Raw genomic sequence first — 13,458 nt, 5'->3', positions numbered from 1 at the left:
CGTCCCCTTCGATTGCGGAAACGGCATTTAAATCGTTCTAAATTCGAGATGTCAAATGCAGCGCAGCAAGTGCCGGTCATTCGCGCCAGTAGCGCGCCGCCGGCCGCCGCCACTCGTGCACCACGCGCGGCAGACCTTCGGCGGGAAAGTCCACGCGGATCGCGCCGCTGCGCGCGGTGACGTAAACGTCCGCACCCATCGCGGCATGCCGGTCCACGATGCTCGGATGCGGATGGCCGAAGCGATTGCGCCAGCCCGCCGAAGCGATCGAGATCGTCGGCTTCACGGCCGCAAGCCACGATGCGTCCGACGAATGACGGCTCCCATGGTGCGCGATGGTGGTCACCGTCGGGAGCGTCGAACCCAGTTCCGCAGTTGCCATGCGGCGTTCCGCACCATTGCCGATATCGCCAGTGAGGACGACGCGGCCTCCGGTGCCTTCCACCGCCAGCACGCACGAGCGGTCGTTCGAGGCGGTCTTGCGACCCCGCGATAGCGGCACCTCGATGAAACGAAAAACCACGCCGTCCCAGGACCACGGAGCCTGCGCCGTGCAGGGCGACGACGCGAAACCCAGGCGACCGGGCTCGCCGGACAGTCGCATTGCCCTCGGATAGCGCGAAGCAACGGAAGCGGCACCGCCCGCATGGTCGCTGTCGCCGTGGCTGATCACCAGCCGGTCCACCGGCCCGATGCCGAGCGCGGCGATCGCGGGCAGCACGACACCGGCGCCTGCGTCGCGGCCACCGGCATAAGCCGGGCCTGCGTCGTACAGCAGCGTATGCGAGCGCGTCCGTACCAGCACCGCCAGCCCCTGCCCCACGTCCAGCACCCACACGCGAAAGGCACCCTGCGACGGCGAGTCGCGCGAGGGCGCGATCAGCGGCAGCAACAGCAGGGCACCGCAGCCGCGCAGGGGCACACCGCGCGGAGCGAACAGCCACGCCGCTCCCACCGTCGCCAGGACGGTGGTCGCCACGACTCCTTCGGCCACGCCGATGGTAGCCATGGGGGCCCGGCCCAGGACCTCGAGCAACCGCCAGAGATGCGAAAGCACCCAAGCCGCGGGCAGCAGGAACCACTGGGCCAACGCCGGAATTCCCAGGAGTGCGCAGCCGATCAAGGTCAGCGGCACCACCACGAAGCTCACCAGCGGTGCCGCCACCAGGTTGGCGGCGAATCCCACCAGCGACGCGCTACCGAAGAACCAGAGGCACAGCGGAAGCAAGGCGATGCTCATGGCGGCCTGCGCACGCAGGAGTTCACCCAACCGCCCGCGCCATCCCGCGGCCTTCGGCGCAACGCAGAGCATCAAGAAGCCGACACCCGCGAACGAGAGCCAGAAGCCGGCGGAAAGCACCGATAGCGGATCGAACGCGAGGACGGCGAGCGACGCCACGGCAAGCAAGGGAGCGCCGCTCGTCCTGCGACGGCAGCATGCCGCGATGACGACGACCGCGATCATGATCAGGCTGCGGACGGCAGGTAGCCCAAGCCCTGCGAGCACTGCGTAGACGCCCGCCACGCCCAGCCCCGACAGTGCCTGGGCGACCTGTCGCGGGAAACGCAGCGCGAGGCCCGGGAACAGCGCATAGAGCAGCCGGCCCAACAGCGCTCCGCCACCGGCGGCGATGCCTATGTGAAAGCCCGAGATCGCCATGAGGTGGGAGACGCCCGTCGTACGGGCGGTATCCCAATCGGACGCATCGAGCCCCCGCGTGTCTCCCACGGCCAGCGCCTTGAGGATACGTGCACGACGGTCGCCGACCGCCGCATCGAGCGCTTTCGCGATGCGCGCACGCCATCCGTCTGCGCACACGGCGGCCGACAGCCGGCGATTGGCCGGTGCGGCGCGCACGTACCCGGTCGCGGCTATGCGACGCTGCAACGAGGTGCGTTCGGCATCGGCCGGCCCGGGATTGAGGACCGCACGCGGGCGGCGCAGGCGAACGGTAAGCTGCCAGCGTTCGCACGGCGCCGGAGCGGAGGCGCTGCGATACCAGGTAAGGCGCAACGGCCCTCGCGGCATGCGCGCATCCTCGCGCCGCCGGTCGGGAACGAGAACGAAGGAAACGTCCGCACCCTGTCGCCGCGGCAGGTCGACGACGCGTCCGATGACGACGACATCCGCAGCGTCCAGCGACGCCGGCCACCGCGCCTGCATGGCAAGGGAGGACTGCACGATCGTCCACGCCGCGAAGAACACCGCCACCGCGGCCAGCCGCGCAACGACACACCGGACAAGCAGGAGTGCGAACGTGGCCAGGACGCAGGCCACCGCCGAACCTTTCCAGGATGGCAGCGTAGCGAGGCCTTGCACCGCCGTGCAGGACACGAGGGCAACGGCGGCCACGGAAACGGGGGAAAAACGAATGCGCAAAGGATGGAGGCGAGGATGGCGAGGTCCTCGGCCAGCCTAAGCGTGGCGCCTGCCTGCGTGGGCCACGACGCGTCGTGGGTTATTGCGGCAAGAGCATGCGGCTCTTGCCGCCAGTCAGTCGGTGGTGCTGCGGAACCGGCTGCGATCGCGGCCGGTTCCGGCCGGGCGATTCACCGGTGCGGAGCGTGGCGTGGCCGATGGTTGCGGACGATGGTCGCCGCCCCTGTCCCCGCCGCGCCAGCCGCCTTGCGGGCGGTCTCCGCCGCCCTGCCATTGACCGGTTGCCGGACGGCCCGACGAAGGACGATCGCCGCCACGATCCGGGCGGCCATCGCCTCGCCAGTTTCCCCGCACATGGTCGTTGTCACGACGGTCGTTCCAGTTGTGGCGGTCGTGCCAGTCGCCGCGCGGCGGCGGATGTCCGTGCCAGTCGCCGCGACGATAACGCCGGCCGTCGTATCCGTCGTATCCGTCGTACCAGACCGTGCCGACGCTGAGGCTCGAATAACAGCAGCCCGGGCCATAGTCGTAATAGCGATAGCCCGGCGAGTACGCGGGCTCGACGACGGTTTCTTCGCCGTAGTAGGCGTCCGCCCCCGTGCCGTTTCGCACATATCCGTAGTCAGGGTCGTAATAGCATCCGGCGAGCGGCAGGCAGGCCGCTACCGCCAGAATAAGCGAATGCGCTAGACGCATGACGAACCTCCGTGGGGACGATTCGGACACTGCGCTCGCCCGATTGAATGGCCGCTAAAAAGAAAGGGCCGCGCGAGGCGGCCCTTTCCTTTCATTCAGCTTTCACGTCAGCCCTTGCTCTTCTGCTGATCGCCGCGTTCGTGCGCCATGTTCGGCTGCGACGCTTCGGGCGAGGGCACCTTCGGCGCCGGGTTCGATCCGCCTGGCGTCACGTCCGGCGTGCCCGCGGCATGCTGGTCGCCCGCAGGCCAGTTCGGCGGCTGCCGGTCGCGCTCGCGCTTGGCATCAAGCAGCGCCTGGATGTGGGCCACCGCTTCTTCCTGGGTGATGTGCTGCACCGGCGCGTCATTCGTGCTTGCGGAAACCTGGCGGCGTGCCGGCTTCGGCGTCGATGCCGGTTTCGCCTTTGCCACTGCGGGAGCGGCGGACGTCTTGCGGACCGGGGCTTTCCGCGTAGCGGCCGTGCCTGTCGTCTTGCGTACGGCGGCCTTCGGCGCCGCCTTCTTCACGGCGGATTTGCCCGTGGCGGGCTTGCGTGCCGCACTCTTTGGCGTAGCGGCCTTCGTCGCCGCGCTCCGCCTGGCCGGTGCCTTGCTCGCCGAGGTGCGCTTCGCGGCGGCCTTCTTGGCGGAAGCCTTCTTGGCAGTGACGCGCTTGGCCGACGCCTTGCGTGCCGACGTGCGGGCGGCCGTCTTCTTCGTAGCGCCCCTCTTGGCCGCTGCCTTCTTTGCAGTGGTCTTCTTTGCAGTAGCCTTCTTGGCAGTCGCCTTCTTGGCAGTCGCCTTCTTCGCCGTGGACTTCCTCGCGGCGGATTTCTTTACGGCGGACTTCTTCGCCGCCGGACGCGCCGCCGTCTTGCGGGCAGTCTTCTTCGCGGGTGCCTTCCGTGCGGCTGCCTTCTTCGTGGAAGCCTTCCGGGCGGTCTTCTTCGCTGCCGTCTTTCGTGCCGCGGACTTCTTCGCGGCGGACTTTCGGGTCGTAGCCATGCGCTCATTCCTCCTGCGGTAGTAGCCGACGCGAACCGCCCCCCAGGGGAAACTCGCGTGCATGCCGGACGACGTTCAAGGTCGGTTGTTCGTTCCGGTCGCATGCATGATGTAACAGCTGTGAGCCGAAGTCACATAAAACTGTCGGCAAAATTCAGTTCGCCATCAGAAAAGCCTTGGCTGCGACAGCGAAGCGATGAAGTTCACCAGCACGCCCGGGCGCAATGCGATGGTGAACAACACGCCGTAGAGCGCGCCCCAGAGGTGCGCGCTGTGGTTGACGTTGTCGCCGCCGCGCTTGTCCATGTACACCGAATACACCACGAAAAGCACGGCATACAGGATCGCGGGCATCGGTATGACGATCAGGTAGATCTTCGCCCAGGGGGCCAGCAGGATGAAGGCGAAAAGGATCGCGGACACCGCGCCCGACGCGCCCAGGCTGCGGTATGCCGCATTGCGCCGGTTGGCCAGGTAGGAAGGCAGGATCGAGAACACGAGCGCGCCGATGTAGAAGGTGAGAAACCCCAGCGGGCCCATCGTGGCCGTGAAGAACTGCTCCATGATCCGGCCGGCGAAATACAGCGAGATCATGTTGAAGAAGAGATGGCCGCCATCGGCATGGACCAGCCCGTAGGTCACCAGCCGGTAGTACTCGCGGCTGCGGCTCAGGGCCGGGGGCCAGAGGATCAGGTCGTCCATCAGGCGGTGGTTGCGGAAAGCGACGATCGAGACCACACAGGTCGCGAGGATGATGAGCAACGTGATCATGCCTTGGAAAAGCGTCCTTACGCGTCGAGCCAGGGCGCATCTTCGCGTTATCCCGGAGCGTTGTCGAATGCCGCCGGCGCCCCGCGCGGCTATCATGTCGCCTTCCCCCGTCCCCCCGGTTCCATCGATGCCCCTCATTCGCTACAAGCAGCTCGACGTCTTCGCCGCCCGTCACGGCGGGGGCAATCCCCTTGGCGTGGTCGTCGACGCCACGGGTTGGTCCGACGCGCGCATGCAGCGCTTCGCCCACTGGACAAACCTCGTCGAAACCACCTTCCTGATGCCGCCGCGTGCCGCGGGCGCCGGTTACCTGGCCCGCATCTTCACCCCGACCAAGGAGATCCCGTTCGCCGGGCATCCCACCATCGGCAGCGCGCACGCCGCCCTGGACGCGGGCCTGGTGACGCCGGATGCCGCCGGCATCGTATGGCAGGAATGCGGCGCGGGCGTGCTGCCTATCCGTGTGGAAGGCAGCGGCCAGGCGCGCGAGCTGTTCGTGCAGGCGCCCAAGGCGCGCATCGTCGGCGACGCGTCCTGTGGCGGCGAGACCCTCTCCGCGGTGCTGTATGGCGTAAAGCCCGGCGCCCTCGCCCCGGCCTGCGTCGAGGGCGGCCGTCGCTGGTGGATCGCCGAATTCGCCGACGAGGCCGAACTGCGCGGATGGCGCCCCGACCATGCCGCCATCCGCGCGCTGGCGCTCGCCACAGACACCCTGGGCCTGTGCGTATTCGCGCGCTCAGCCGAGGGGCTGGCCGTGCGCGCCTTTCCCGCCGGCGTCGGCATCGTGGAAGACCCGGCCTCCGGTGCCGCGAACGGCCTCATCGCCGCCTATATCGCCGAACGCGACACGTCGGGCACGCTTGCGAAGGGCTACGTCGTGAGCCAGGGTCGCGAGGTGGGGCACGATGCCCGCATCATCATTCGCATCGACGGCGATGCCGTCTGGGTGGGTGGGCGCACGAACACCATCATCGACGGTTCAGTGGACTGGCAGGACCTCTGAGCATGCGGATCTGGGTCGACGCCGACGCCTGCCCCAACGTCATCAAGGACATCCTGTTCCGCGCCGCCGAGCGCGAGCAGGTCGAGGTGACGCTGGTGGCGAACCAGTGGATCCGCACGCCGGCGTCGCGCTTCGTGCGCTCCATCCAGGTACCCGGCGGTTTCGACGTGGCCGACGACGAGATCGTGCGCCGCGTGGAAGCCGGCGACCTGGTGGTCACGCAGGACATTCCCCTAGCGTCGTTCGCCATCGAAAAGGGCGCGCTGGCGCTGCATCCCCGCGGCGAGATGTTCACGAAGGACACCATCGCCGCGCGGCTTTCGATGCGTAATTTCATGGAGGAACTGCGCGGTGCTGGCGTGGACACCGGCGGCCCCGCCGCCATGCATCCACGCGACCGCCAGGCGTTCGCGAACGAACTCGACAAGTGGCTCGCCCGGCGAAAGAAAGCGTCGTAGAAGACACGCTCGCAAGAGTAGGCACGTTTTATGTGGGAGCCGCTTCAGCGGCGATGGGTGCTCACAGCAAGCTTGCCCGCTGCCGCGGGATCGCCGGCACAGCCGGCTCCCACAGTCCTCGGCTACGCCCCGGCGATTTCGTCCAACCGCAGGGTCAGGCACTTCGCCGCACCGCCGGATTTCATGAATTCGTCCAGTGCCACTTCCACGACCATGAATCCCGCGCCCTCCAGCCGCTCGCGCAACTCACCGCTGGCGCGGTTGAGGATCACCACCCGCCCCAGGTTGACCGCGTTGCAGGCGAATTCCAGTGCATCGTGCTCGCTTACCGCGATGCGCTGTCCGGGCGGTACGTGCTTTTCGATCAGGGCCAGTGCCGGCGGATCGAACGCGCCGGGGAAATAAAGCAGGTATCCGTTCGCCAGCGGGCAGAAGCACGTGTCCAGATGGTAGAAGCGCGGGTCGGACAACCTGAGCGGAAGTACCTCGATGTCGAGCAATCGTGTCAATGCCGGAGCGGCCTCGGCGTCGGAACGGTGGCCGTACCCCATCCACAGTCGCCGCGAAACGCCGCGGTCGAACAAGGCGTCGCCCGCACCCTCGAAGAACATGTCGTCAGGAAGCTCGACGATGTCGAATCCGTGCTGCGAGAACCAGGCCCGGTCGTGCGCTTCCTCGCCCTGCCGTTCCGGATAACGGAACCGGCTCGGCACGAAGGTATTGCCGAAGACCAAGCCCGCGTTGGCGGTGAACGGCATGTCCGGTAGCCCTTCCGCCGGAGGCTGGAGGGCTACATCGGCGTGACGCGACACCGTGTCGCGCAGTGCGTCCCATTGCCGGCGGGCCCGCTCGCTGGTGGTGTCATGGACGTGGTCGGTCATCCATGGATTGATGACGTAGCTGACCTCGAAGAACGTGGGTGCGCACATCAGCAGCCGAGGCACGGTGCGCTCGATCATCGGGGACGTCGTTTCTGCCATGGACGGCGCGCGCCTTTAAGGGATGACGAGACCCGATCATGGCAGAAAGTCAGGGGCGTTGGTCAGTGCAACCCGTCACAGATGGCGCTGACGGTTTCGGCGGAAAAGTGGAGTTCCTTCAGGGCCTCCTTGAGGGAGTCGCGCGAATTCACCTCGCTCTCGACCTGCTCACCCACGCTGCTGGGCGACACGTGCACGAAGGTCTTCCCGTCCTGGTAAGCGATGCCCTCGTCGTGGATATTCTGCCGGGTGAGCACCTTGAACGTGCCGTCGCCCGACTCCTTCACCGTGATCGAGCGGCCCTCGTGCTGCCCTTCGTACACCGTTTTCCAGCTTGCCGTCATGTTTCGACCCTCGTGCTGCACACAGCGTGCCTTCCGATTGTCGCGGATGTCCGGGACTAGCGATTGTGAAGAAGTGCTCGCGACGGGGACTATTCGACCCGCGCCCTTCGCGCCGCCACCTTCGCCAGGGCCGACCAATCGAGGTCGGCCTCGCCGGCCGCCAGGGCCTCGAGGAGCGTGTCGTGCAACACGCTGGCGAACGGCATGGGCACGCGTTCCGCTTCCGCGGCGGCGCGCGCGAGGCCGATGTCCTTGAAGCCCAGGCTCATCTTGAAGCCGGCGGGAGAATATTTCTCCTCCGCGATGAGGCCGCCATAGGTCTTGAAGACGGGCGAAGCGAAGAGGGAACCCGACATGACCTCCAGGAAGTCCTTCGCGGGCACCCCGTGCGCCCGGGTAAGCGCCGAGGCCTCGGCCATGCTCTCGATCGCCGACCCGATGAGGAAATTGCCGGCAATCTTCACGATGTTCGCGCGCACCGGATCGTCACCCATCGGCCAGACCTTGCCGGCCAGCGGTTCGAGCAGGGGCAGAACCTTCGCCATGGCCTCCGGCTTGCCGGCGGCGACGATGTTCAGTCCGCCCGATGCGGCCACGTCCGGCCGCCCGAAGACCGGGGCCGCGACGTAGTCCAGCCCGCGACGCTCGTGCGCCTCGACCAGCTCGCGCACCAGTGCCACCGAGAGCGTCGCATGGTTCACGTGCACGGCGCCCTTGGGCAGGGTGTCGAGCACGCCGCTTTCGAGGATCGCCTCGCGCACCGCGCTGTCGTTGGCGAGCATGCTGTGCAGGACATCGACGTTTTCGCCGGCCGCACGCGCATCGTTCGCGACGGTAGCGCCCTGCTCCCGCAACGCATCCGTCGCTGCCGGCGAACGGTTCCACACCTTTACAGCGTGGCCCGCCTTGAGCAGGTTGCCCGCCATGCCGGCGCCCATGGCGCCCAGACCGATGAAACCGATACGCATGCTGTTCATCACTTGCTCCGTTCAGACGGCCAGGCCGGCGGCATGACCGGAAGCCCAGGCCCATTGGAAATTGTAGCCACCGAGGTGGCCGGTAACGTCGAGCACTTCACCCACGAAGTAGAGGCCGGGCTGTCGCCGGGACATCATGGTCGACGACGAAACCTCGTCGGTGTCCACGCCACCGAGCGTGACTTCCGCCGTGCGATAGCCTTCCGTGCCGCTGGCCACCACGGGCCAGTCCGCCAACTGTGCGCCGATGGCGTTCAATTCCGCGTCTCGGTACTGGCGCATCGGCTTGTTCGGCAGCCAGACCTCACACAGGCGCTCGGCGAGCCGCCGCGGCAGGAGGCCGGACAGCACGGTTTTCAGTTCCGCTGCGGGGCGCTCCGCGCGCCCTTCGCGCAGCGCCTCGGCGGCGTCGCGGCCAGGAAGCAGGTCGATGCGCAGGTCCGTGCCGGGTTCCCAGTACGACGAGATCTGGAGGATCGCCGGACCGCTCAACCCGCGATGGGTGAACAGCATGGCATCGCGGAAGGCCGCCCCGTTCGCCCGCGCCTCCACCGGCAAGGCCACGCCGGACAGGCCCTCGAAACGTTCCTGGTGCTTGCCGCTCAGCGTCAGCGGCACGAGTCCGGCGCGAACCGGCAGCACGGCATGTCCGAACTGCGTGGCCACTTCGTAACCGAATCCCGTGGCGCCGAGGCTTGGAATGGACAGGCCACCCGTCGCCACCACCAGGGAGGCCGCCCGGACATGCCCCAGCGGCGTGTCGCAGGCGAAGCCGCCGGCCGCGGCGCGCAGGCGCGACACGGCACAGCCCGTTTCCACGCGAACGCCCGCGGCGGCGCATTCGTCCAGCAACATGCGCACGATCTGCTTCGACGAGTCGTCGCAGAAGAGTTGTCCCGGGGATTTTTCGTGCCACGCGATGCGATGGCGGTCCACCATCGCGATGAAGTCCCACGGCGTGTAGCGCGCCAGCGCGGACTTGCAGAAGTGCGGGTTCGCGGAAAGGAAGTTCGCGGGTGCGGTGGCCGTGTTGGTGAAATTGCAGCGGCCTCCCCCGGACATCAGGATCTTCTTCCCGGCCCGGTTCGCATGGTCGACCACCAGCACACGACGTCCGCGGCCGCCCGCGACGATGGCCGTCATCAGGCCCGCCGCGCCGGCCCCGATCACGAGGACGTCGTATTCCATGGTCCGCTTCCGCCGTGCAAACGCCCATGATACCGCCAGGGCCATTAGACTTGGCGGCCAGCCCTCGAAAGGATCACGACCATGCCCTCTTTCGACATCGTTTCCGAAGTCGACACCCACGAACTCACCAATGCCGTGGACCAGGCGAACCGCGAGGTGTCCACGCGCTTCGACCTGCGCGGCACGTCGGCGAAATACGAGCTCGACGACAACGTCATCACGCAGAAGGCCGACAACGAGTTCCAGCTGAAGCAGATGCTCGACATTCTGCGCGGCCGGCTCTCGGCCCGCCAGATCGACGTGCGGGCGATGGACGAGGGCAAGGTGGAAACCAACCTCGCCGAGGCCCGCCAGAAGATCACCATCAAGCAGGGCATCGAGCAGCCGGTGGCGAAGAAGATCGTGGCGAAGATCAAGGAGGCCAAGCTGAAGGTGGAGGCGCAGATCAACGGCGAGAAAGTCCGCGTCACCGGCAAGAAGCGCGACGACCTGCAGGCCGCGATGGCCCTCCTGCGCAAGGCCGACATCGAAGTGCCGCTGCAGTTCGAGAACTTCCGCGACTGAAGCTTGTGTGGGAGCCGCTTCAGCGGCGATGTCCAACTGGGACAAGCTTGCCCGCTGCCGCGGGATCGCCGCTGAAGCGGCTCCCACAGATTCTCACAACCCGGCGATGCGGCTGCGGTTGCGCCCTTCGTTCTTCGCCTCGTACAGCGCGTCGTCCGCCCGGCCCAGCAGGGAATTCAGGGACTCGGGTGCGCGCCACATGGCCACGCCGGCACTCACCGTGATGCGGATGCGGTAGTCGCCGTGCACCATCACCATCGCACCCAACGCGTGACGCACGCGTTCGGTGATGTCCAGCGCATGCTCGGCCAGCGCGCCCGGCAGGCAGAGGATGAACTCCTCGCCGCCGAACCGGCCTGCGAGATCGTCCGCCCGGCACATGGAGGAGATGACCCGCATCGTTTCGCGGATGACCGTGTCGCCGGCCAGGTGCCCGTACGTGTCGTTCACCTGCTTGAAGTCGTCGATGTCGATGAGCACCACGCTGAACGGAATGCCGTCGGCGGCCGCACCCTGGCGCACGCGCTCCGCCTGTTCGAGGAAGCGCCGCCGGTTCAACGAGCCGGTGAGTTCGTCGGTGCCGGCGAGGTGGTCGAGCCGCTCGTTCGCGGCCTTCAGGTCGCGCGTGCGGGCGTCCACCTGCGCCTGCAACTGTTCCGCCCGGCGGCGCAGGTACAGCGTGCGCAGGTACACCAGCCCGAAGAACAGCGCCACGCCGATGGCGATGCCCGCCAGCAGCGTCCACGGGCTTTCGTACCAGCGTGGCGTGACCACCACGCGCAGCGAGGTCTCGACGGTGCGGGCGTCCAGGCCGCGCATGGTGGCGCGCAAGCGCAGCGTGTACGTGCCGCTGGGCAGGTTCGTGTAGATCGCGGTCGGCGGGATGCCCCGGGGCACTTCGTTCCACGACGAATCGGTACCGTCCATGCGGTAGGCGTAGTGGGTTTCCATCGGCGCGCGGAAGTCGAGCAGCGCGAAATCCACCCGAAGGTTCCTGCCGCCGCTATCGAGGGACACGTCCCCGCCGTCGCCGGGAATCTCGCGGAGCGGCAGCGGCCGTTCGTTCACCGACACCTGCGTGACGGCCAGGCGCGGAGGACCCACCGCCGGCGCCACCCAGTACGGCCGAACCACTGTGAGTCCGCCCAAGCCGCCGAACATCAGTTCGCCGCCGGGGGCTTCGGCGGCGGCGCGATGGATGTAGCTGGGAATACGCAGCCCGTCGCGGATACCGAGGTCGGCCACACGATGGGTCGCCGTGTCCACCATCACCACGCCGTTCGCCATGGACGCCCAAACGCGATCGTCGTGGTCGACCAGCAAGGCGTTGATCTTCGTGTTCGACAGGCCCTCCCGTGCGCCTACCAGCCCGAAACGGAACGGCCCGCGCGGCTTGAACTCGTCGAGGTACGCGATGCCGCCGAACGTGCCCAGCCACAAGCGGCCGTGCGAGTCGAACGCCATGGAACCGGTGTAGTCCTGTGGCAGGCTCGTCGGATCGGCGGGATCGTGGCGCAGGTTCACGAAGCCCTTTTCGCCGTCGTAGGAAATGCTGATACCGCTGATCGTGGCGTACCACCAGGCGCCCGGCATGCGCACGATGTAGCGCACCTGATCGCCCACGAGGCTGTGCGGGTCGGCCTCGTCATGGCGCATCTGGATCAGCGTGCGGTGCACCGTGTCGTAACGGAACAGGCCGTCGTACCCCCCGATGAGGATGTCGTCGCCTTCGCGCTGCATCGACAGGATCAGGCGTCCGTCCAGGCTCGGGATCACCGAACTCTCGAGCGCGAACGTGTCGGGATCGATGCGCGAAATGCCTTGCGCGCCGGCCCAGATCGAGCCGTCGGGTGCGACCACGAAGGCCTGCACGTCGCGTTCCGCCTGTTCCCCGCCGAGCTGCAGGTGGCGCATCGTGCCCTTGGCCAGGTCGAGCACGTCGATCCTGCCCATGCCCAGCCCGAGCCATACGCGGCCGCGCGGATCGACGAAGATACCGTGCACGTTGGCGTTCGAGAGCGTGTGCGTTTCCAGCGGCGACGGCAGCACCGAGAACACCTTGCGCCCGTGCGGGTCGTAGTGCGCGGCCCCGAGTTCCGTCGCGACCCAGATGTTTCCGGCGGTGTCCTGGAAGATGTCGCGCGTGATGTCGCCCGGTAGCGACGAAGGCATGGCCGCATCGTGCGCGAGCGAACGCAGCCGGCCCGTGCCGAAGTCGTACGTGACCACCCCGGCGCCGTCCGTAGCCGCCCAGAGCACGCCTTGCGGCGTCTCGTGGAACGCGCGTACCGTGCGGCGCCGCGCCATGCCGTTCTTGCCGGAGAAGCCCGGCACGAGGTGCCCCTGCCCCTTCGCATCGATGTAGACGGCGCCGGACTGGCCCGTGCCGACCCAGAGCCGGCCGCGGCTGTCTTCCAGCAAGGCCCATACCTGGTCGTGGAGGATCTCGTCCACCTCGGGGTCGCTTGACCGCACGCGCTCGAAGTGTCCGCCGGGACGGCGCACGAAGAGGCCATTGTCGGCGCCGGCCCAGAGCCTGCCGGATTTGTCCTCGGCCACCACGAAGGTGCGCGCCATCATGTCTTTCGCGTCGCCCGGCAACGGCGACGCCCGGGTGATCTTCCCGCTGGCGAGTTCCAGGCGGTCGACACCGCCTTCGGTGGCGATCCAGAAGACGCCATGTTCGCGCGCCGGGGCGATGGCGAAAATCTTGCCGTCCGAGGTGCCGCCGGGGCCGATCGGATAGACGTGGAAGCGCATCGTGGAAGGGTCGAAGCGCACCAGCCCGCCAGCGTTGGTGCCGATGAGCAGCCCGCCATCCTCCAGCGGCACGAGGGCGCGAACGTAGGAATCGGGCAGCACGGCGCCCGCGTAGGAGTCCGGCTCCTGGCCGAACACCTGCATGCGGTAGCCGTCGTAACGGGCCAGCCCGCCGAACGTGCCGATCCAGATCAGGCCCCGGGTGTCCTGAACGATCGAGGTGGTGGTCGAATGAGGCAGCCCGTCGGCGACGCTGACGGTATCGAACCAGGCGGACTCGTAGACGGCCCAGGGATCGACAGCCGCGGACGGAGCCTGCTGGGCGTGCGCCGCCAGCGGCGCCAGCATGCA

12 protein-coding genes and 1 pseudogene are annotated in these 13,458 nt (G+C 67.6%); 3 read left to right on the top strand and 10 right to left on the bottom strand.

The window, feature by feature from the left end; genetic code table 11:
• Positions 1-76: 76 nt before the first annotated feature.
• From ACPYOD_RS05355 to ACPYOD_RS05335, 5 genes and pseudogenes are all read right to left on the bottom strand, one after another.
• Positions 77-2,320, bottom strand: a complete 2,244-nt coding sequence (locus tag ACPYOD_RS05355; RefSeq protein ID WP_481300747.1) for a DNA internalization-related competence protein ComEC/Rec2 — start codon at positions 2,318-2,320, stop codon at positions 77-79.
• 174 nt (positions 2,321-2,494) lie between these two features.
• Positions 2,495-3,076, bottom strand: a complete 582-nt coding sequence (locus ACPYOD_RS05350) for a hypothetical protein (RefSeq protein WP_481300693.1) — start codon at positions 3,074-3,076, stop codon at positions 2,495-2,497.
• A 107-nt stretch (positions 3,077-3,183) separates the two neighbouring features.
• Positions 3,184-3,387: a hypothetical protein gene (locus ACPYOD_RS05345; RefSeq protein WP_481300750.1), complete on the bottom strand. Its 204-nt coding sequence runs from the start codon at positions 3,385-3,387 to the stop codon at positions 3,184-3,186.
• A 309-nt stretch (positions 3,388-3,696) separates the two neighbouring features.
• Positions 3,697-4,062: pseudogene (locus ACPYOD_RS05340) on the bottom strand (histone H1-like repetitive region-containing protein); the annotation flags it as partial.
• A 165-nt stretch (positions 4,063-4,227) separates the two neighbouring features.
• Positions 4,228-4,833: a rhomboid family intramembrane serine protease gene (locus ACPYOD_RS05335; RefSeq protein WP_481300692.1), complete on the bottom strand. Its 606-nt coding sequence runs from the start codon at positions 4,831-4,833 to the stop codon at positions 4,228-4,230.
• A gap of 127 nt (positions 4,834-4,960) precedes the next feature.
• Between ACPYOD_RS05335 and ACPYOD_RS05330 the strand changes: the two genes are divergently transcribed.
• A complete protein-coding gene (locus tag ACPYOD_RS05330; RefSeq protein WP_481300691.1) occupies positions 4,961-5,836 on the top strand; it encodes a PhzF family phenazine biosynthesis protein in 876 nt (291 codons plus the stop codon).
• Between the two features lie 2 nt (positions 5,837-5,838).
• Complete coding sequence (locus ACPYOD_RS05325; protein WP_481300690.1) at positions 5,839-6,294, top strand: YaiI/YqxD family protein; 456 nt, start codon at positions 5,839-5,841, stop codon at positions 6,292-6,294.
• Between the two features lie 122 nt (positions 6,295-6,416).
• On the opposite strand, the gene ACPYOD_RS05320 is transcribed toward ACPYOD_RS05325, so the two are convergent.
• From ACPYOD_RS05320 to ACPYOD_RS05305, 4 genes are all read right to left on the bottom strand, one after another.
• Positions 6,417-7,274 carry a dimethylarginine dimethylaminohydrolase family protein gene (locus tag ACPYOD_RS05320; protein ID WP_481300689.1) on the bottom strand — a complete coding sequence of 286 codons (858 nt, stop codon included), beginning with the start codon at positions 7,272-7,274 and terminating at the stop codon, positions 6,417-6,419.
• 62 nt (positions 7,275-7,336) lie between these two features.
• On the bottom strand, positions 7,337-7,618 hold the full coding sequence (locus ACPYOD_RS05315; protein WP_481300688.1) for a hypothetical protein: 282 nt from the start codon (positions 7,616-7,618) through the stop codon (positions 7,337-7,339).
• Between the two features lie 89 nt (positions 7,619-7,707).
• Positions 7,708-8,586 (bottom strand): NAD(P)-dependent oxidoreductase, encoded by an 879-nt coding sequence (locus tag ACPYOD_RS05310; RefSeq protein ID WP_481300746.1) that lies wholly within the window; start codon positions 8,584-8,586, stop codon positions 7,708-7,710.
• A 21-nt stretch (positions 8,587-8,607) separates the two neighbouring features.
• The gene (locus ACPYOD_RS05305; protein WP_481300687.1) at positions 8,608-9,783 is read right to left on the bottom strand and encodes a BaiN/RdsA family NAD(P)/FAD-dependent oxidoreductase; all 1,176 of its coding nucleotides are present in this window, start codon (positions 9,781-9,783) and stop codon (positions 8,608-8,610) included.
• An 81-nt stretch (positions 9,784-9,864) separates the two neighbouring features.
• Between ACPYOD_RS05305 and ACPYOD_RS05300 the strand changes: the two genes are divergently transcribed.
• Positions 9,865-10,347: a YajQ family cyclic di-GMP-binding protein gene (locus ACPYOD_RS05300; protein WP_167122272.1), complete on the top strand. Its 483-nt coding sequence runs from the start codon at positions 9,865-9,867 to the stop codon at positions 10,345-10,347.
• A gap of 93 nt (positions 10,348-10,440) precedes the next feature.
• On the opposite strand, the gene ACPYOD_RS05295 is transcribed toward ACPYOD_RS05300, so the two are convergent.
• Entirely contained in the window at positions 10,441-13,455 is a 3,015-nt protein-coding gene (locus ACPYOD_RS05295) for a ligand-binding sensor domain-containing protein (protein WP_481300686.1), read from the bottom strand.
• Positions 13,456-13,458: the final 3 nt, after the last annotated feature.

Source organism: Luteibacter sp. HAY1-4A (assembly GCF_056755355.1).
Note: the sequence above shows the minus strand (reverse complement) of the source record. Positions and strands in the feature narration are given on the sequence as shown.